This window comes from Providencia sp. TYF-12 (assembly GCF_041344805.1).
GTDB lineage: Bacteria > Pseudomonadota > Gammaproteobacteria > Enterobacterales > Enterobacteriaceae > Providencia > Providencia huashanensis.
Genome location: NZ_CP166833.1, coordinates 4,511,779 through 4,532,972, shown reverse-complemented (window position 1 = coordinate 4,532,972; position 21,194 = coordinate 4,511,779). Strand labels below are relative to the sequence as shown.

At 42.1% G+C, this 21,194-nt stretch carries 17 protein-coding genes; 6 read left to right on the top strand and 11 right to left on the bottom strand.

Going from position 1 to position 21,194, the window contains the following annotated elements; all coding sequences use genetic code 11:
• Positions 1-207: 207 nt before the first annotated feature.
• The 7 genes from rraA to priA form a co-directional block, all read right to left on the bottom strand.
• Positions 208-732: a ribonuclease E activity regulator RraA gene (gene rraA, locus ABE954_RS21270; RefSeq protein WP_166687305.1), complete on the bottom strand. Its 525-nt coding sequence runs from the start codon at positions 730-732 to the stop codon at positions 208-210.
• A gap of 120 nt (positions 733-852) precedes the next feature.
• Positions 853-1,773, bottom strand: coding sequence for a 1,4-dihydroxy-2-naphthoate polyprenyltransferase (locus tag ABE954_RS21265; protein WP_042846674.1), 921 nt, complete (start codon positions 1,771-1,773; stop codon positions 853-855).
• A 324-nt stretch (positions 1,774-2,097) separates the two neighbouring features.
• Positions 2,098-3,432: an HslU--HslV peptidase ATPase subunit gene (gene hslU / locus ABE954_RS21260; protein WP_042846673.1), complete on the bottom strand. Its 1,335-nt coding sequence runs from the start codon at positions 3,430-3,432 to the stop codon at positions 2,098-2,100.
• Between the two features lie 11 nt (positions 3,433-3,443).
• Positions 3,444-3,974, bottom strand: a complete 531-nt coding sequence (gene hslV / locus ABE954_RS21255) for an ATP-dependent protease subunit HslV (protein WP_004265304.1) — start codon at positions 3,972-3,974, stop codon at positions 3,444-3,446.
• A gap of 168 nt (positions 3,975-4,142) precedes the next feature.
• Positions 4,143-4,952, bottom strand: a complete 810-nt coding sequence (gene ftsN / locus ABE954_RS21250) for a cell division protein FtsN (RefSeq protein WP_042846672.1) — start codon at positions 4,950-4,952, stop codon at positions 4,143-4,145.
• Between the two features lie 323 nt (positions 4,953-5,275).
• Positions 5,276-6,304, bottom strand: a complete 1,029-nt coding sequence (cytR, locus tag ABE954_RS21245) for a DNA-binding transcriptional regulator CytR (protein WP_042846671.1) — start codon at positions 6,302-6,304, stop codon at positions 5,276-5,278.
• Between the two features lie 270 nt (positions 6,305-6,574).
• Positions 6,575-8,773, bottom strand: a complete 2,199-nt coding sequence (priA, locus tag ABE954_RS21240; RefSeq protein ID WP_187549474.1) for a primosomal protein N' — start codon at positions 8,771-8,773, stop codon at positions 6,575-6,577.
• A 219-nt stretch (positions 8,774-8,992) separates the two neighbouring features.
• On the opposite strand from priA, the gene rpmE reads away from it, so the two are divergent.
• A complete protein-coding gene (gene rpmE, locus ABE954_RS21235; RefSeq protein ID WP_004265313.1) occupies positions 8,993-9,208 on the top strand; it encodes a 50S ribosomal protein L31 in 216 nt (71 codons plus the stop codon).
• Positions 9,209-9,275: 67 nt separating this feature from the next.
• Here rpmE and ABE954_RS21230 read toward each other — a convergent pair whose 3' ends face one another.
• From ABE954_RS21230 to metJ, 3 genes are all read right to left on the bottom strand, one after another.
• On the bottom strand, positions 9,276-10,013 hold the full coding sequence (locus ABE954_RS21230; RefSeq protein WP_048605758.1) for an outer membrane protein: 738 nt from the start codon (positions 10,011-10,013) through the stop codon (positions 9,276-9,278).
• A 238-nt stretch (positions 10,014-10,251) separates the two neighbouring features.
• The gene (locus ABE954_RS21225) at positions 10,252-10,995 is read right to left on the bottom strand and encodes a hypothetical protein (protein ID WP_042846668.1); all 744 of its coding nucleotides are present in this window, start codon (positions 10,993-10,995) and stop codon (positions 10,252-10,254) included.
• 284 nt (positions 10,996-11,279) lie between these two features.
• Positions 11,280-11,597 carry a met regulon transcriptional regulator MetJ gene (gene metJ, locus ABE954_RS21220; RefSeq protein WP_004265315.1) on the bottom strand — a complete coding sequence of 106 codons (318 nt, stop codon included), beginning with the start codon at positions 11,595-11,597 and terminating at the stop codon, positions 11,280-11,282.
• Between the two features lie 315 nt (positions 11,598-11,912).
• Between metJ and metB the strand changes: the two genes are divergently transcribed.
• From metB to ABE954_RS21195, 5 genes are all read left to right on the top strand, one after another.
• A complete protein-coding gene (gene metB / locus ABE954_RS21215; protein WP_042846667.1) occupies positions 11,913-13,073 on the top strand; it encodes a cystathionine gamma-synthase in 1,161 nt (386 codons plus the stop codon).
• 12 nt (positions 13,074-13,085) lie between these two features.
• Entirely contained in the window at positions 13,086-15,527 is a 2,442-nt protein-coding gene (locus tag ABE954_RS21210) for a bifunctional aspartate kinase/homoserine dehydrogenase II (protein ID WP_042846666.1), read from the top strand.
• Positions 15,528-15,817: 290 nt separating this feature from the next.
• The gene (locus tag ABE954_RS21205) at positions 15,818-15,961 is read left to right on the top strand and encodes a hypothetical protein (protein WP_155405705.1); all 144 of its coding nucleotides are present in this window, start codon (positions 15,818-15,820) and stop codon (positions 15,959-15,961) included.
• A complete protein-coding gene (ppc, locus tag ABE954_RS21200) occupies positions 15,930-18,569 on the top strand; it encodes a phosphoenolpyruvate carboxylase (protein ID WP_042846665.1) in 2,640 nt (879 codons plus the stop codon). Before ABE954_RS21205 ends, ppc begins: the two co-directional genes overlap by 32 nt.
• Before the next feature lie 233 nt (positions 18,570-18,802).
• Entirely contained in the window at positions 18,803-19,522 is a 720-nt protein-coding gene (locus tag ABE954_RS21195; RefSeq protein ID WP_166687300.1) for a hypothetical protein, read from the top strand.
• Between the two features lie 83 nt (positions 19,523-19,605).
• On the opposite strand, the gene gadC is transcribed toward ABE954_RS21195, so the two are convergent.
• Positions 19,606-21,159: a glutamate:gamma-aminobutyrate antiporter gene (gene gadC / locus ABE954_RS21190; RefSeq protein ID WP_166687299.1), complete on the bottom strand. Its 1,554-nt coding sequence runs from the start codon at positions 21,157-21,159 to the stop codon at positions 19,606-19,608.
• Positions 21,160-21,194 lie beyond the last annotated feature (35 nt).

Here is a 21,194-nt window from a genome sequence, read left to right as displayed (position 1 = left end):
CTTTCGTCATACTTCGCGTTGTAGGGGTGTTGGCTTCGTCTCTTCGCCCTAGTCACATACTTATGTATGCTCCTAGGGTCTTATCGACTTTGCCGCTTACCTACAACACGAATTATTTAGAGAAACTTTCGTCATACTTTGCGTTGTAGAGTATAAAAATAAGGGCTGCAATAATTTGCAGCCCTTATTTTTAGAATTTTTAACGGATTATGCGTCGATATTGTCATCTTCGATAAAACCGTCGTTCTCAGACGAGGTTAATGGCTCTTCAGAAAGAATAATGCCGGTATTATCCGCATACAGATAGTCACCAGAGAAGAAGGTGACGCCACCAAAATTGACGCGGACATCACTTTTACCAATGCCCTCATCAGGGCAACCTGCTGGCATAGCGGCAATAGCTTGGATGCCAAGGTCAAGTTCCATTAGTGCATCGACTTGGCGAACCGCGCCATAAATCACGATGCCTTCCCAATGGTTGTCAACAGCAAGCCTTGCTACATTGGCGTCAATAAGCGCTTTACGGACAGAGCCACCGCCATCAACTAGCAGAATACGGCCGGTACCGTCTTCTTCCAGCAAATCATACAGTAGGCCGTTATCTTCAAAGCACTTAACTGTAATGATTTGACCGCCAAATGAAGTACGCCCACCAAAGTTGGAGAAAAGAGGTTCTACCACATCAACGCTTTCTTGGTATATATCGCAGAGTTCGGAAGTATCATAATTCATAGGATTTAGGTCTTTTTTTGCTGCAAGAGGTAGCCAGTATATCCCTTTTGAACAGTACTTGGCAAAGTTACCCGCCTAAAAATAGGCGGGAAAAGTCAAAAAATAGGCAAATAATGATGATTACTTGCTCATCACCACGCCAATAGAGAATAACACGTTGGTGATCAGTGCCGCTTTTACCATATTTTCAAGTAAAGGGCGCATACCTTCTGGTGTGGGGTCGCTAAGAACACGGCGTAAATGATTCATCAATACTGGCACCGCAAGTAAGAATAGCCAGCCACTCCAACCTTGTAAGTAAATCAGGTTGAAAAACACTAAACATAAAATGGCAACGATAATAATAATTGCGTGGTAAATGCGTGCACCCTGCGGCCCTAAACGCACAGCTAATGTATTTTTACCTGCTTTGATATCATTTTCGATATCACGCATATTATTAATGTTTAATACGGCAACTGATAGCAACCCGCAAGCTGTGGCGGGTAACAGGGTGATGATATTGAAACTATTTGCCTGTAAGTAGTAAGTCCCAATCACGCTTAGCCAGCCAAAGAAGATGAGTACCGATATATCCCCCAGCCCTAAATAGCCATAGGGTTTTTTACCAACAGTGTAGGTAATGGCCGCAACAATGGCAATTAACCCTAGGGCTACGAAACCGATAGCATCTTCGGGTTTTTCACACGCGACAATAATTAACAGTAACCCAGAAATACAGGCCGCCGTAATATTGATTTTTAACGCTTTTTTCATGTCAGCTTGCGTGATAACGCCTTTTTGCATACCACGTAGTGGGCCAATACGCTCTTCGGTATCGGAACCTTTTACAGCATCACCATAATCATTGGCAAGGTTAGATAAAATCTGTAATAGTCCAGCGGTAATAAGGGCTAAAAGCGCCACAGGCCATTTAAAGTTGCCTGTTAAATAGGTTAGAGCGGAGCCTGTGACAATCGCAATCACCCCGAGAGGGAGGGTTTTGGGGCGTAGGCTTTCAATCCAAGCTTGTTTACGGCTTATTGTATTTGGTGAGTTCATTTAATTACTTCACAGGTTCATACTTGTCATATTTCAAATTGTAGTGATCTTGGCTGTACTTTATTGCTCTAGTCACATACTCGTATAGGTTACTTGCTATATTCCAGCTACTTTAGTCACATCGGGCTGATGTTATTTTGGTTTTCTACAATCTGAATTATTTAAAGTCGTGTTCTTAAAAATTTAACTAGCCTATCGCAATGATAAATATTGTTGAATTTCAAAGCAGTAGGATTAATATTTCATAGAAAAAAGTGCAGCGATAAAAGCTGCACTTTAGTCGATGTATATTAAGGATACATGAAAACCTGATAATTAATAAGATTATAAAATAAATCTACTCAGGTCTTCGTCAGCAACCAGTTCGTCTAAGTGTTGTTTGACGTACTCAGCATCGATTTGGATAGTTTGGCCATTACGGTCGCTTGCATCGAAAGAAATATCTTCCATTAAACGTTCAAGTACCGTGTGCAGACGACGAGCACCAATGTTTTCAGTTGACTCATTCACTTGCCATGCTGATTCTGCAATTTTACGGATACCGTCTGCTGTAAATTCAATATTGACGCCTTCAGTTGCCATTAGCGCTTTATATTGCTCAGTTAAGGAGGCATTTGGTTCTGTCAAAATGCGGACAAAATCTTCAGTGGTCAGTGCTTGCAGTTCAACGCGAATAGGTAGACGACCTTGCAATTCAGGGATTAGATCTGATGGGCTAGATACTTGGAATGCACCTGATGCAATAAAGAGAATGTGGTCGGTTTTTACCATACCGTGCTTAGTCGAAATGGTACAGCCTTCGATTAATGGTAATAAGTCACGCTGAACCCCTTCACGGGATACGTCTGGACCTGAGCTTTGACCGCCACGTTTACAGATTTTGTCGAATTCATCGATAAACACGATACCGTTTTGCTCTACGGCTTCAATAGCTTGTTCTTTTAGCTCTTCTGGGTTAACTAATTTAGCGGCTTCTTCTTCCACTAATAGTTTAAACGCCTCTTTGATTTTCATCTTACGAGGCTTTTGTTTTTGACCCGCTAAATTTTGGAACATGGATTGTAACTGGTTAGTCATTTCTTCCATGCCCGGAGGCGCCATGATCTCAACCCCCATTGGGGTGGCCGCAACTTCAATCTCAATTTCTTTATCGTCTAACTGGCCTTCACGTAATTTTTTACGGAATGTTTGACGCGCAGGTGATTGTTCATCAGTGGGTTCAGATTGACCCCAATTGTTTTTTGCCGGTGGGATCAACACATCTAAAATACGCTCTTCGGCCATTTCTTCTGCACGATAGCGGTTTTTTTCGATAGATTGTAAACGCACCATTTTGACGGCAGAATCAGTCAAATCACGAATAATAGAGTCAACTTCTTTACCCACATAACCGACTTCTGTAAATTTTGTCGCTTCAACTTTGATAAACGGTGCATTCGCTAATTTTGCTAAGCGGCGAGCAATTTCAGTTTTACCTACCCCTGTTGGGCCAATCATCAGAATATTTTTTGGGGTAACTTCATGGCGTAACACTTCATTTAACTGCATACGGCGCCAGCGGTTACGCAGAGCAATTGCTACAGAGCGTTTGGCTTTGTTTTGGCCAATAATATGATTGTCGAGTTCGCTGACAATTTCGCGTGGAGTCATTTCGGACATGCTAGCAATCCTTATGATTTTGAAGAAATTTCTTCAAAGTTGACATTGTGGTTGGTGTAAATACAGATGTCGCCAGCAATGGCGAGTGCTTTTTCGGCAATTTCTTTTGCGCTCAAGTCTGTATTTTCTAACAGTGCACGTGCTGCTGATTGCGCGTATGGACCACCGGAACCTATGGCAATTAAGTCATTTTCAGGTTGTACCACGTCACCATTACCCGTAATGATAAGCGAGGTGTGTTCATCTGCGACAGCGAGCAACGCTTCTAGCTTGCGTAGCATACGGTCTGTACGCCAATCTTTTGCAAGCTCAACGGCCGCTTTAGTTAAATGGCCTTGGTGCAGTTCGAGTTTACGCTCAAACAGTTCAAAAAGTGTGAATGCATCTGCGGTGCCACCGGCAAATCCGGCAATGACTTTGTCATTGTATAAGCGGCGAACTTTGCGGACATTGCCTTTCATGACGGTATTACCCATCGTCGCCTGTCCATCACCACCAATTACGACCTGGCCATTACGGCGAACACTTACGATTGTTGTCATGAGTTAGCCCCTGGTTTTATTACAAAAAGAATGCAGCTGGTTTTAATTTCCAAAAGATAAAATTCAAGTGGTAGCTGTTTAATTAGCTAGCACTTGAATTGTGTTGAAGATAAAAACAACCGCTCATGAGTACATTAAAACAGTACATGGGGTGGGAGGTTAGGATTTTCAACCCCCTGAAGCACGAAGAATGCAACCTGATACACCGACACCTGCTGCTCGGTCACGCATTTTCTCTGCGGTTGACTTGGAATAAGGGCCTAATACGATACGGTGCCAGCCACCGCCACTAGAGATACGGCTTTCAATACCTGAAAAGGCGAGTGTTGCTTGTACCGACTCTGCTTGTTCTGCTGTACGGAATGACCCGCATTGAACTAACATATTTTGCAGATTATTCGCTGGTTTTTTATCCGGTACATTTTGTGACGATGAGGGCGGTGCCGCTGGTCGAGATTCTACTTTCGGTTCGTTATTCACAACAGGCTTACGTTGAACTGGCTCTATAGGTTGAGCCGGTTCATTGATAATGACCTGAGACCGCGGCACTGGTTTACCGTTAGCAGGGATTTCTTGTAAGTTAGTTACCGGTTGGCGCCGGTCAGAATCGATTTGCTCTAATAATTGACGTTGTTCAGGTGTTAAATCTGATGGACGCAGAATATTAGTACCGGTATTAGGCTGCTGAGAGCTTGGTATATCAACACCGCGGCGCTCGAGTTCTTTAATATAGCGCCAGCGCTCTTCAGGTTTGGGCGGAAGTGTGCTGCCCGTAGGTGCAGTTGGTACGACAGATTGTGGTGGTAGGGTATCCTTTTTATTTTGGGTGATATAAAACAGGCCACCAACGAATAGCACGACAATCACCACAGCAACGACCAAAGTAGTCATTGGCAGTCCCTGTGCTTTTTTCGATTTACCTTTGCCTTTTTTACGAGCGGATGAGCGCCCTCGAGCTACATAATCTTTTTGTGCCACGCTATTAATTCACTAATTATTAATTGTTGTCGTCATTTGGCTTAACATGTTACTTAACCTGAGTGGCTTTGACTAGGGGCTGTTCATCTTTGCTGATGATTTTTACAGCGCGTTTTGGTGTTAAAACCAGCTACATGGTTAGGTTTAGTACAACCATGCTCGGTAAGCTACATAATTCAGAAAAATAGACCTTCGGGTTCGATTAAATGTAATTTTTCCCTGTGTTAAGCACTTCTTGCCTAGGTGACTAGACGGTAAATCGCTCGCCTTGAGCAAAATACATTTAATACGAATAAAAATGTACCATTAAAGTTCAATAACCCCTAGCTTTTAGGCGCTTTTGTACTCTCTCTAATGATTAAATCAGAATCTAGGAGACGAGACCCTGGGGTGACATTGTTACCGTGGATCTGTTCTAGTAACAGTTGCATAGCATGATGGCCGATTTCAGTACGCGGTTGGTCGATAGTCGTTAATGCGGGTAAAGTGTATTTTGCTTGTTCTAAGTTATCGAAACCAACGAAAGAAAGGTCATCTGGGAGTTGTAACCCCATTTTCTTCGCTTGCCACATAGCCCCTATGGCCATGATATCACTGTGACAAAAAACGGCAGTTGGGGGTTCAGGAAGTGAAAGTAACGTTTTCATGGCTTCTGCGCCACCTTCGTGCGTAAAATCGCCGCGAATAATATAGTTTTCGCGTAACTTTTCGCCAGTACGCAACATCGCCTTTTTATAACCTTCTAACCGATACTCACTCAACGGCATATGAGAGGGACCTGCGATACAAGCAATCAGCCGGTGGCCTTGCTTTTGTAGGTAATGGGTCGCGTTAAATGCTGCCGTAAGGTTATCAATATGAACGGTAGGGAGCTTTAATTCAGGGGCAAACTCATTCGCCATAACAATTGGCGGTAGGTTTTTTTGTTCTTCAGTGGAGACATCAAAGGGGATATTAGAGCCGAGTAATACCATACCATCGATTTGTTTGGTAATAATCAGGTTAATAAAGGCATTTTCTTGTTTTTGTTGATGTTTGCAATCACCAATTAGCACAAAATAGCCTTCTTGTGCTGCAATTTCTTCGATACCACAAACCACGTCGCTAAAGAAAGGGTCACGGATATTCGGAACGAGTACAAGAATAGTTTTTGATTCATTGCGCTTATAACTTCTAGCAAGGTTGTGGGGGTAATAGCCAACATCCATCACGGCTTGCTCGACCTTTTGCCTTGTCTGCAAAGAAACCTTTTCTGGGTTCATCAAGGTTCTAGAGACTGTCGCTGTCGAAACGCCCGCAGCACTGGCAACGTCTTTCATTGTTGCCGTATTATTGTGTTTTTTACTTTCCACAACGCCTTCCTTAGATTGATTTAATCGTTTGCTTTTTTTGAATGGCGAAAGCACGTCATTATTTATGATTAGAAGTTATTCTAATTGGTTTCACAATAATATCTGTTACCTAGTTTGCATAAAAAGTGTGACTTACGTCATTTTTTAGAGCTGCTTCGCAAATTTAAAAAAAATTTGAGAGGAAATTCCTAAAAATCGGCTGTTGAAACACAGAGATATCTAGAGATACTTTGTTCATGAGTATTCAAATTATTAATTTAAGGAATGAGGTTAGCAATCAGTCGGGTCGACGTCCACATTCCATTTTACTTTACGGCTTTCTGGCTGCTGAAGGATTTCAGGCAGTAGTTTTGCCATAAATTGCTGCAAATATAACCGTGAAGGGTGTTGGAGCAATAATTGCCAGCGGAATCGTCCACCTCGTTTGGCTTGAATCGACGGCGATGGCCCTAAAATCCACAGTTTAGCGTCACTTTGCGGGTGCTCTGCGATATATTGCCGTACATTTTGCAAAAAAAGGCGTGAATCTTGGTTATTGTGGTCTTCGGAGCGGATCAAAATATGGTTAGTGTAAGGTGGTAACATGGCGATACGGCGCTCTTCCATTGCCTCTTTTGTGAAAGCGTCATAGCCGTTTTCAAGTAAATTGAGTAGCAGAGGGTGCTCTGGGTGGTGAGTCTGTAAAAAAACGTCCCCTTGCTTACCAGCTCGACCCGCACGGCCTGAAACTTGTACATATAATTGGGCAAAACGCTCAGCCGCACGAAAGTCACTCGAAAATAGTGCGCCGTCAACGTCTAATAGCGCGACTAAGGTAACATCTGGAAAATGGTGGCCCTTAGCTAACATTTGCGTGCCGATAAGGACCCTTGCCCCACCTTCGTGAACTTGGTTTAAATGTTGCTCAAGTTCGCCTTTACGACTAGTAGTATCACGGTCAATACGGGTCACTGGCGTGTCAGGGAAAAGCTCCGATATCCCCTCTTCAAGTTGCTCTGTTCCCATACCTACGGGCACCAAGTGGGTTGACCCACATTGTGGGCATTGGCGAGGGATCGGGCGTTGGCTGTCGCAGTGATGACAACGTAATTGGTGAAAATTCTGATGTAAGGTGTAGTAATGGTCACAGCGTTGGCACTCGGCAATCCAGCCACATTCATGGCAAATCAGTGCCGGGGAATAGCCCCGACGATTTAAAAATAAAATCACCTGATTATTTTTCGCTAAATGTTCTTTAATATGTTGGATTAGTAAGTGTGATAGGCCATATTTTAAGGGTTGGCCTTTTAAGTCAATTAGATGTTGTATTGCAGGGTGAGCATTCCCAGCCCGAATAGTGAGGTTTAATTGACGATACTTATTTTGTTGAACATTAAAAAGGGTTTCCAGTGACGGTGTTGCGGTCCCCATCACAATCGGAATATTATTTTTTTTGGCGCGAAAGACCGCGAGGTCTCGAGCATGGTAACGCCAGCCATCCTGTTGCTTATAAGAGCTATCATGCTCTTCATCGATAATGATGATGCCTAAGTGGGCAAATGGGGTAAATAGGGCAGAACGAGTGCCAATAATAATTGCATTTTGCCCTTGTTTAGCTCGTAGCCAAACGGCTAAACGTTCACTGTCATTTAACCCCGAATGTAGAACATCTACAGGGGCATTGAAACGCTCACGAAAACGGCTAATGGTTTGTGGGGTTAAGCCAATTTCGGGAACGAGAACTAAAGCCTGTTTACCTTGGGAAAGCACATTTTCTAATACGCTTAAATAGACCTCTGTTTTACCGGAACCTGTGATCCCAGCAAGCAGCCATGGTGAGAACTCGTCATCTTGTGCACGGATCGCTCCGACCGCGGTGGCCTGTTCGCTGTTAAGGCGTAGCCTTTCGCCACATATTGTAAAGTTAGGTTGCCATTTTTCCGCAGTAGGCTGAACAGGGTGTAGTTCTATATAGCTTTTCTTTTTTAAGGCTTGTAAGGCACTTTCGCTGATTTCAAGTTCATTGACCTGATGGCGATACACAGACCGGCGACGTAAAAGGGCGAGTGCTTGCTGCTGCTTAGGTGAACGTTTTAGCTCATTAAGGTCAACCGCAAGGCCTAACTCAGTAACTTGCCATTGCCAAATAGGGGTGAATTCTGCGGCTTTACCTTGGCGCAGTAATGTCGGTAGAGCGTGGAAAAGAACCTCACCAATTGGGTAATGGTAATATTGGGCAGACCATAATAATAATTGCCAAACATCGTCAGGAAATAGAGTTTGCTGGTCAAGAACCAGTTCGATAGCTTTGAGCTTGTCTTCAGCAAATTCACTTTTATCGCTATGTTTAACCACAACCCCCAGTGCTTGGCGATTGCCAAACGGCACCATGACACGGCTCCCAATGACGGGAAGCGCCATGTTATCAGGGAGGCGATAATCAAATGTGCGATTTAAAGGAACAGGTAATGCCACCTGAACGACGATCATAGCTGGATTTCCGTCTGTTTTTTATGCGATGATAATAATAAGAGCGGACTAGAGTAACACAAAATTTACTCGGTTTTCATTGCGTGATAAACAGAATTTCTGTATGATCCGCCGCCTTTGGTAGTTATTTTTGCCAATAATATTAAATTCAATCAACACGACGTGTGGTGTCCGGCGTTAGGGCTGGAATGGCGACACGGCCTTAATAGAGGTTCTCCCATGAAAAAAGGTATTCATCCTAAATACGAAGAAGTTACTGCAACTTGTTCTTGCGGTAATGTTATGAAAATTAATTCAACTGCTGGTCACTCGCTGAACCTGGACGTTTGTGGTAATTGCCACCCGTTCTATACTGGTAAACAGCGTGATGTTGCGACTGGTGGTCGTGTTGATCGCTTTAACCAACGTTTCAGCATCCCAGGTTCTAAAAAATAATCGAACTTGTGGAATGCAAAAAAAAGGGAAAATATATTTTCCCTTTTTTTATGGGTAGAATAAACCGTTAGAAGCGGTAAACCACACCAAGCATAATGTCATTGCTTCTGACTTTCACTTTTGATTTATCTTTGGCACCGTCAGTGTAAGAGCTCACCTCAGATTTACCTGCATCTAAGAAGCGGTAGCTTAAATCTAATGATAGATTGTCATTGATTGCATACTGTGAACCCAATCCTAAACTCCAAGCAAAATTACTATTAGTTTTTGATTTAGACGATGAACTATATTCGCTACCACCGGAATTCGTTTCAGAGTAGGAATACTGTGCTTTATGCTTAATGCTCGCTAACCCTAAGCCCACAGATACATAAGGTGTGAAATTAGTTTCATTTTTGAAGTCATAGTAGGCATTGACCATGAAAGTATTTAGCGTGATATCATTTTTTGCATCATCACTATCTGAATAGAAAGAACCATTGCCATTGTCCCAAGAGCTACTCGCTAGATTATATTTGGAAGATGCTTTCCCTCTAAGGGTTATATCGAGCTCAGTACGAAGAGGTAAAGAGGTCATATCATATAAGTCATAACCAACAGCAAGGCCGCCACCGAACACGCCTTTGGTTTTGCTTCCACCACTGGCACGATCATACTCACCAAGGTCATCAATACTTTCCCACTTTTGGTCGGAAAGTTTTAAGATTGATGTTCCCATTTTACCAGAAACATAAAAACCACTATTCGATGCCATCGCTACGCTAGAAACGACGCTTAAAAGAGATACTGCAATTATCTTTTTCATTAAAAATACCGTTTAGTTAGTTTATTGGAAATAAGGTTTTATTATAAGTCAAATTAAGCGTTTGATTTAAGATAAGTCAAAATTGGGTGAAAAACGATATGATTATCGTTATTCTTTGTTAATAGTTGATAATTAACGGTTTCATGGTGGGGGTTATGGTGGTTATTAGTATTTTATTTTGTTTAAACGCGGCCAATATTTAAGAACGCACTCTTTATGGGGTGCGTTTTAAGCGTATTTAGCGTTTTTTACACGGGGCTGGAGCATATTGTGTCTCTGCGGGGAAAGGGTTTGCTTCGCAGTCGGCTAATTCTTCCCGAACTTCAAAAATCGCAAAACCAATTACGCCAATATTCCGTTCGTCACCTTGAACATTTTGATTTACATAAGAATCTTCTGGTGCTGAGAAGCGAAAAGCGGCGACTTGGTCCTGATTCTTGCGAAAGCCCTCAATGGTGACCTCATGTTTGGGACGGATCAAATATCCATTATTTTGGTATGAACCTGCACGGCCATTTAGTACGTCAATACCATCAACGGTTGTGACCACTTCGTAGGTTCTATTTCTATCGGTATTGGCGATAGTCAATTGATAACGCTGTCCCTCTTGGGCGGGCAAAATATATTGTCCTTGGTTATTACGGTAAATTGGCATTTTACGGTCATTTCCATCAGTGATTTTGATCTCTATGGGGGACAACGGAATATAATTGATGGTTTGAACATGGCTTGGGACACGTTCACCACGGTAAAAGATAATGGCGGTGTCAAAAGGTGTGTTGGTTAAACGTGAGGCTTTGACCGTTTGTACAGCAGAATTAACATCTTCCCCCCATTTTGTCCCTAATTTTTTCGCTGATAAATCGCTATTAGCAGTTTCTTTATATTCTTTGGTATAACTAGTTGAGTGGTTTGTGCATCCTGCGGTGATGAGTAGTGCTCCACCGAGTAAGCCGATTAAGACCTGATTATATTTATTCATTACACTATCCTTAATAATTCTAATTATTGGGTGTGGTTATAGATTGGTGTGATGAAGTGTAGAGAAGTTGGGGAAATAAGCCTGCGGGCAATTCTGAAAGTGAACTAATTCAGAGAAATCTTGGTGTTAGGTGTGAGACCAAAGAAAAATTTTAGCGTGGCTTGGGATGAGCGATTAAGTGTAATCACCTTTAGATAAGATAAGAAGAGCGCTACGCCACTGGCAGGGAATACCTGTTTGCGACGTAGTGAAAAACGTATTGCATTACTGAGGCAAAAATTGAGTTAGTACTCCCACGTTTCTGGGTCGATACCTAATTCACGCATGATTTCTTTTGCCGCTTCAGGGATTTCGTCATTACGTTCTTTGCGTAAATCTTCGTCATTCGGCAGCGGTTGCCCCGTGAATGCGTGCAAAAATGCTTCGCACAGTAATTCACTATTTGTAGCGTGACGTAAGTTATTAATCTGGCGGCGTGTACGCTCATCAGTTAAAATTTTTAGTACCTTCAACGGGATAGATACTGTAATTTTTTTTACTTGCTCACTCTTTTTGCCATGTTCAGCATACGGACTGACATATTCACCATTCCATTCAGCCATGAGTTACCTTGGATATTTTCAGTAATAATTAAAAATAATATGCATATTCTTTTTAAGAGAAACTTATTCTAAGCTTCAAATAGGGCGTGTCTGCATATAAGTAAGAAGAAACTTGTCCTAGTTTACCACAATTTTTCCTGTGAAATTAACCAGCTAAGTCTATTTGTGCTATTGATTATCAATGAGCGCATAATCATTAAGGCTGATTATTCCATTACTTGATATAAACGTAAAGAGGTTTAGACGTCTAGATATGTTGACGTCTAAACATCTCATGGGTATGATTTGAGCAATCACAAATCAGGAGAAGCGTTTATGGCCTACAAACCGTCAACTATCGCAATTCATAATGGATTAAATGAAGATCAACAATTTGGTTGCGTTGTGCCTCCCATTTATTTGTCCAGTACCTATAATTTTACTGACTTTAATCAGCCGCGAGTTCATGATTATTCACGTCGAGGAAACCCAGGGCGGGATATAGTACAAAAAACATTAGCACAGCTCGAAGGGGGAAGTGGGGCTGTAATGACGAATAGCGGTATGTCTGCGCTTCATCTGTTATGTACGGTATTTTTACAACCGGGTGATTTACTTGTAGCTCCCCACGATTGTTATGGGGGAAGTTACCGGTTATTTAATAGCCAAAGCCAGCGTGGGGCTTATCAAGTACAGTTTGTCGACCAAAGTGACGAAAGTGCATTGCAAAAGGCATTAGATAAAAAGCCTAAATTGGTGTTAATCGAAACACCGAGCAACCCACTATTAAGAATTTTTGATATACAGCATATTGCTCATTTGGCTCATGAAGCAGGGGCATTAGTCGTTGTTGACAATACATTTCTAAGCCCGATTTTACAGCAACCGCTTTCATTAGGGGCGGATTTCGTTGTCCACTCATGCACTAAATATCTTAATGGCCACTCAGATATTGTGGCTGGAGTTGTTATTGCCAAAGATGAAAAATGGGCAATAGAATTAGCGTGGTGGGCAAATAATATTGGTGTTACTGGAGGGGCTTTTGATAGCTATTTACTATTGCGAGGGATTCGAACCTTATCGCCACGTATCTTACAACAGCAGAGGAATACACAAGAAATCGTAAAGTATCTTAAATCACAGACTTTAGTGAAAAAATTGTATTATCCTGAATTGGAAGATCATCCAGGGCATCAAATTGCACTTAAGCAGCAAAAAGGTTTTGGGGCAATGTTAAGTTTTGAATTTGCTGGTGATGAATTACAACTACGTCGTTTTCTGAGCGCCTTGTCTTTATTTACATTGGCAGAATCATTAGGTGGTGTAGAAACCCTGATTTCTCATACGGCAACAATGACCCACGCGGGGATGTCCGCTGAAGCTCGAGCACAAGCCGGTATTACGGATAGCTTGCTGAGAATTTCGGTCGGGATTGAAGACCCTCAGGATTTAATTACAGATTTAGAGCAAGCATTTCAGGTTGCGGCACAACGTTAGCGGAGTTTTTTGATGAGTGTACTAACAGCGGTTGAGGTGGCACCTTGCCACCGCCAGTTACATAAGTTTGGAGGTAGTAGTTTAGCGGACGCGAAGTGTTATCAACGAGTCGCGGCTATTATGGCTAACTATAGCCAACCCGGTGATTTAATGGTGGTTTCCGCTGCGGGTAGTACAACCAATCAACTAATCAATTGGTTGAAATTAAGTCAGATTGACCGTATTTCGGCTCATCAAGCTCAGCAAATATTACGCCGCTATCAACTGGATTTAATTGAATCTCTTTTGCCAGAACCAAAAGCAAAAGAATTAAGCCAATTATTCATTCAGGATTTAGAACGACTCAGTGTTTTACTGGATAAGCCGAATAGTGATGTCACTTACGCAGAAGTCGTCGGTCATGGTGAAATTTGGTCTGCGCGCCTTATGTCTGAAGTGTTATCTCAAGCTGATATGGCAAGTTCTTGGTTAGACGCGCGTTTATTTTTACGTGCTGAACGCGCTGCACAGCCTCAGGTAGATGAAATACAATCACGGTATTTATTACAACAACAATTAACTCAATTACCTAATCGACGTATTGTTGTTACTGGCTTTATCTCCCGTAACCAGCAAGGCGAAACCGTATTACTCGGGCGCAATGGTAGCGACTATTCAGCCACACAGGTTGGTGCGCTCGCCGATGTTGATAAAGTCACCATTTGGAGTGATGTTGCAGGGGTGTACAGTGCAGACCCTCGTAAGGTTAAAGATGCGTGTTTATTGCCTTTATTACGTCTTGATGAAGCTAGCGAATTGGCGCGTTTAGCGGCGCCAGTTTTACATACTCGTACCTTGCAGCCCGTTTCTGTCAGTAACATTGATTTGCAATTAAGGTGTAGTTACCAACCAGAGCAAGGCTCAACCAAGATAGAGCGTGTATTAGCATCAGGAGCTGGGGCTAAAATTGTCACAAGTCACGATGATGTTTGCTTAATTGAACTACGTATTGCTGCAGGGCGGGATTTCAAACAAATCTGTAAGGATGTGGACTTACTATTAAAACGGGTCCAATTACGTCCATTAGCTCTTGGTATTCACCATGACCGTGCATTGCTTCAATTATGCTATACCTCAGAACTTGTTGAAAGTGCGTTGAATGTCTTAGAGGAAGCCGGGTTACCGGGGTCATTATCACTGCGTGAAGGTTTTTCTTTGGTTGCTTTAGTGGGGGCGGGTGTTGGCAAAAAACCTCTGCATAGCCACCGTTTTTATGAGGAGTTGAAGGGGCAGCCTGTTGAATTTATTTGGCATTCTGAAGATGCGATTAGCTTGGTTGCCGTATTGCGTACAAACCAAACTGAACATTTAATCCAAGGTATGCACCAAAGCTTGTTCCGTGCGGAAAAACGTATAGGGTTAGTACTCTTTGGTAAAGGGAATATTGGCGCGCGTTGGTTGGAACTTTTTGCAGCGGAGCAACCTAATATTTCTGCTCGTAGTGACTTTGACTTCGTGTTGGCTGGTGTGGTGGATAGCCGCCGTAGTTTATTAAATTATCAGGGGATCGACCCTAGTCGCGCTTTGGCATTTTTTGATGACGAGGCGGTGGAACATGAAGATGACAACTTGTTTTTATGGATGCGTTCTCACCCTTATGATGATTTAGTTGTCTTAGATGTTACCGCCAGTGAAACTTTGGCTGATAGTTATGTTGATTTTGCCAGCTATGGTTTTCATGTTATTAGTGCTAACAAAATTGCAGGGGCCGCACAAACAGCTCAGTATCGCCAAATTCGAGATGCATTTTCAAAAACAGGTCGTCACTGGCTTTATAATGCGACGGTTGGAGCTGGGTTGCCGATTAACTATACGGTGCGAGATTTAAAAGAAAGTGGTGATGCCATCCTGACGATTAGCGGTATTTTTTCAGGGACATTATCATGGCTATTTTTGCAATTCGATGGCTCGGTTCCGTTCAGTGAGTTAGTTGAGCAAGCGTGGCAACAAGGTTTAACAGAACCTGATCCACGTATTGACCTTTCTGGGCAAGATGTGATGCGCAAGTTAATTATTTTAGCCCGTGAAGCTGGTTACGATATAGAACCTAATGACGTACGTGTTGAGTCATTAGTCCCTAAACAAGCTCAAACCGGCTCATTAGATGAGTTTTTTGAAAATAGTGCTGTGATCAATGAACAGATGCAACAGCGCTTAGAAGCGGCACAGGAAATGGGGTTAGTACTTCGTTATGTTGCGCGGTTTGATGCAGTAAAAGGTAAAGCTAAAGTGGGTGTGGAGGCAGTACAACCGAATCACCCATTGGCTTCATTATTACCGGGTGACAATGTATTTGCGATAGAAAGTCGCTGGTATCGAGATAACCCATTAGTAATAAGAGGTCCTGGGGCAGGGCGAGATGTGACTGCTGGGGCTATTCAATCTGATTTAAACCGCCTTTCTCAATTGTTGTAATCATTGTTTAAGTGTATTGGTGCTTTAAATGTAAATTTGGCACCAATACATCATGAAAATTTTTAATCTACAGCCTTCTTTTCTGTCTTTTTATTCTGATGATTTAATTCTTAAGCATTATTCATGTCTTAAAAGTGCTGAATCGACGATATATTGCGCTGAAACAATACTTAAATAAGAAAAATTAATAAAAATGAATCTGTAATTAAATTTCAGAAAAATCCCCCAAAGTCATTTTTTTCTGATATGAATATACATTGAAGGGTAAATTTAGCGGTCTGCATCACAAAATGATAATTCTAACGCAGCCGACTGAAATTTTGTTACAGGAAACAGGTAGCAGTCTGTTAACCGTGAGTCATGCGGGATGCATTCTGCCAGAAGCACAAGGTCAGGAGTCTCATGAATCAGCAATATTCCGCAATGCGCAGTAATGTCAGTATGCTAGGTAAGTTACTCGGCGATACCATCAAGGAAGCTTTAGGCGAAGACATACTCGATAAAGTAGAGTCCATTCGTAAGCTTTCTAAATCTTCCCGTGCAGGTAATGAAGTTCAGCGCCAAAAACTGCTGATGACATTACAAAACCTCTCTAATGATGAGTTGCTACCCGTCGCAAGGGCATTTAACCAATTCTTAAACCTAACAAACGTCGCTGAGCAATACCACAGTATTTCACCTCATGGTGAAGCGGCAAGTAACCCCGTCGCATTGAAAAATCTGTTTGGCCGCTTAAAAGAAAAAAGCTTTACTGATACAGACATTCAAAAAGCAGTTGAACAGCTTTCTATCGAATTAGTTTTAACCGCTCACCCCACTGAGATCGCACGTCGGACGTTGATCCACAAACTGGTTGAAGTAAACACCTGTTTATCTCAGCTTGATCATGATGATATTGCGGACTATGAGCGCAATAATATTATGCGGCGCCTACGCCAATTAGTCGCTCAATCATGGCATACCGATGAAATTCGTAAAATTCGTCCAACGCCAATTGATGAAGCGAAGTGGGGTTTCGCAGTGGTCGAAAATTCACTGTGGGAAGGGGTTCCTGCATTTTTACGTGAATTTAACGAACAACTCGAAGACTCGATTGGCGCTGTTTTACCTGTCGAAGCCAATCCAATCCGTTTCACGTCATGGATGGGCGGTGACCGTGACGGTAACCCAAATGTGACGGCGGATGTTACTCGTCAAGTTTTACTGCTAAGTCGCTGGAAAGCAGCAGATTTATTCCTAAAAGACATTCAGGTTTTAGTTTCTGAACTGTCCATGACGGAGGCAACCCCAGAGTTACGTGCATTAGCTGGAGGCGATGATGTGGATGAACCGTATCGCCAAATTGCTAAAAATTTGCGTAGCCAATTATTCTCAACATTAGAATATTTAGAGCGCCGTGTAAAAGGTGAGCAAGCCTTGCCTCCCGCCGATTTATTGACAGATAATGCCCAGTTATGGGACCCGTTATATGCCTGTTATCAATCGTTAATTGCCTGCAATATGAAAATTATTGCCAATGGGCAACTGCTGGATACCTTACGTCGTATTCGTAGTTTTGGCTTACAGTTGGTACGTATTGATGTCCGCCAAGAAAGTACTCGCCATACAGAGGCTATTGCAGAACTCACACAATATTTAGGGCTGGGGGATTACTCACAGTGGTCGGAAGAGGAAAAACAGCAATTTTTACTGTCCGAGCTGCAATCACGCCGCCCATTAATTCCACAAGATTGGCAGCCTAGCCCAGAAACACAAGAGGTATTTGAAACCTGCCGTGTTATTGCGAATGCGAAGAATGATTCGATTGCGGCTTATGTAATTTCAATGGCTAAAGTACCTTCAGATGTCTTAGCGGTTAAATTATTGCTTAATGAAACTGGCGCTTCAGTTCGTTTACCGGTCGCACCATTATTTGAGACCTTAGAAGACTTAAATAATGCTGAAAGCGTAATGCAAAAACTGCTCAGTATTGAATGGTACCGCGAGCTGATCGATGACCGCCAAATGGTGATGATTGGGTATTCAGATTCAGCTAAAGATGCAGGGGTAATGGCAGCATCGTGGGCACAATACAGGGCACAAGATGCGTTAATTAAACTGTGTGAAAAAGAAGGTGTGACACTGACCCTGTTCCACGGACGTGGTGGCACTATCGGTCGTGGGGGGGCTCCGGCTCATTCTGCATTGCTGTCTCAGCCTCCGGGGAGTTTAAAAGGTGGCTTGCGTGTTACAGAACAAGGGGAAATGATCCGCTTTAAATTCGGGTTACCACAAGTCACTATCAGTAGTTTAGCAATGTATACAAGCGCAATCTTAGAAGCTAATCTCTTACCGCCACCAGAACCGAAAAACGAGTGGAAATCGGTGATGGATTCATTATCGGATGTTTCTTGTGCAATGTACCGTGACTATGTACGTGAACAGCCTGATTTTGTTCCGTACTTTCGTGCTGCTACGCCTGAATTAGAACTAGGCAAGTTGCCACTAGGGTCAAGGCCAGCGAAACGTCGACCTACTGGTGGTGTTGAAACATTACGTGCTATTCCTTGGATTTTTGCATGGACACAAAACCGCTTGATGCTTCCTGCTTGGTTGGGTGCGGGCGCAGCACTGAAACATGTCATTGAACAAGAAGGCAAACAAAACATTCTTGATGAAATGTGGCAGCAATGGCCATTCTTTAATACACGTATAGCCATGTTAGAGATGGTTTATGCGAAAGCAGACCTATGGCTGGCGGAGTACTATGATCATCGTTTAGTGGAAGAACGTTTATGGCCGTTGGGGCAAAAACTACGTGATCAGCTGTCGGAGGATATAAAAAGTGTGTTGGCGGTTTCGAAAGATGAGGCGCTAATGGCCGACTTACCTTGGATTGCCGAGTCTATCGCACTGCGTAATGTCTACACAGACCCATTGAACGTGTTACAGGCTGAACTGTTACACCGTTCTCGTCAGCAAGAACACCCAGACCCTCGAGTGGAACAAGCTCTGATGGTTACGATTGCCGGTGTTGCTGCGGGAATGCGTAATACAGGTTAGTAAAATAAGACGTCACTGAAACCTGCCAGTATAAGTATGCTGGCAGGTTTGATAAAAAAATTAAAACGTGCCTCTCTAATAAGCAGTTAGCTATTTTAACCCTAATATCAAGTCTATTTTTTTATTTTTAACAGTTAATAATTGTTAGCTTCTACCATTTTTACGTATTCATAATCCGCTCATTCTAAATTAATTTAGATGAGAAATTTATTCCTTAAAAATGGAGTGTTGAAATGGAAAATATAAGAGACATGAAGCTTTCGGATTTTGAATATAACTATTCAAACGTAATTAATAATAAATATGATGGAATATACGCGGGTTTTAATAACTCATACGAAACTGCATTGGATTATTTTAAACGGATGAGAGACGCCTTATCATTAGGTTATAATTATATTTTTTCAGAGACAGATAAGGTTGCATTATCTATTTCAGATAATACTCATGCTATTGAACTTGAAACGCGCTCTACTTTAGAAGGGTTAATTACATATACAAATGAATTATATTCTACCAATCATCAGGTTTATGGTGACTCAAATATTACGGTGCTAATGAAGCAAGTCACTGATGAAATTGAGTTAATGGAATCTAGAGCAGCTTATTTTCAAGCCAAGCTCGACGCGATGAATCAAGAGAAAAATAGCTTTTTAATACAGAGCAACTCACTTGATTATAGTGGTTGCGAATTTCATCTCGTGATTGATGATATGGTAGTTTGTCTAGAAAAAGAAATAAGTAAGTTACTCGAGTCAGTGGCGTTACATAAGGCGTTTGCTCATCATCTTGATGATGTAAATAAATGTATGTTGGAGTTTGTGTCAGTCAGTGAATTATGGATGAACGATTATGCGCAATATACTATTTATACTCAGGATAATGCGGATGTATCTAAGTTAGCGGAATTAATTAGAGAGCAAAAAGTATATCTCAGCTATTTCGCGAGTTAAAGGATAAGTAAAGGGAAGCTAAGTTGCTTCCCTTTAAATAAGACCGATATTACTGTGGTGAAATAAATCACAGGTTATTTATTTTATGATTTATCATTCTCTTTGGGGGGCTTATCATCATGAATTAAATGATAGGTAGAACGCGCTCTAGGGTGAATAAAGAAGTGGTTAACTGGTGCATTATGCGTTTTGATATGTACCATCGCCACATTGGTTTTCTTACCTTGCTTGCTATGGAATGCATAAATTACAAATGGCAGTAAGAAGATAATTATAAAGCTGACGGCAAGTAGCGTGACGTAAGTATTATCACTTGCTCCGCCGGGTAATGAGCTTGGTGGGAAGAATGAAACAATAAACGCTAAGATAGAAATAATAAACCCAGCGGAGGCAACAAGTAATTTAACACCTTTGCCACCAGGGATATTAAACGCTCGTTTCTTCTCAGGTTGCTTGCAGACTAAATGCATATAACCAAGGAATAACATAAAGTAGCTACAGAGATAAATAACGACCGTCAGTGCCAATGCAATAAGGAATGACATATTCCCGCCGCCGCCAGTATTGGTGAGGACGATAATCGCGACAGTTGTAATTAATAATTGAGAGACAACCAGTGTGACTGGGACGCCATTTTTATTCACTTTGGCGAAACTTTGCGGCAAAATTCCTTTCTGTGCCGCAACGTACATTCCTCGCGAAGGCCCTACAATCCATGAGGCTATTTCCGCTAAGACACCAAGCAATAATAAAGCTGCAATAATTCGCACTGCCCATTCAAGTGAAGAATTAAAGTGTGTAACAAGTACGTTGAATGTCTGAACTACACCGGCAGACAGGTTAATTTCACTATTTGGGATAGCAACAGCAACAGATAACCCGCCAATAGAGCTTAAACAAATGGCTGCTATCATCAGTAAAAACATGGCTGCTGGGTAGTCTCTACCTGGGTTTTTCATTTCGTTAACGTGGGTTGCGGAAGCCTCAACTCCCATATAACTCAAAATAAACGCAACAAAAACGACCAATGTCCCTATTTGGGTAAAATCAGGTATAAAGGTTTTTTCACTGATTTCAATGGCTAAAGGGGCACCGCTGGATAAATAACTAATGGCTAAAAACACTAAAATGAGTGCAGGAAGTAAAATACCTAAAAAGAAACCTACTTTAGCGATGGTCGCAGTATATTTGGTCCCGCCAAATTGAGTGAAAGCTAGCACCCATAAAATGACTAATGCCCCGATAGTTTTGGTTACAGGGTCCGTATTCAATTCTGGCCAATTTAGAATATAAGATAGGGCCCCTAGCACGAAGTACAGCATTGGGATAAAGCCAATAGCAATCTGTAGGTAACCAAATGAAATTGCAGCAAATCCCCAGCGCTCACCTAGTGTATTAGAAACCCATGCGAACACACCGCCTTCTTCCCAACCTTCCACTGTCGCCATTTCTGCGGCACATAATGCGACAGGAATGAACCATAACAATCCGCCTAACAATAGGAAAAAAACTAAACTAAAACCAGATGTTGCAAACGTTGGGTATTCATATACAGCCATTACCATTGAGGCTGTAATGGCAAAAAAACCCAGTAATGTGAGCTGTTTTGCGGCTGGAGCTGTCGTTGTTGTCGCCATACGAGTTCTCCTAAAGTCTATAAACAATCAGTCTT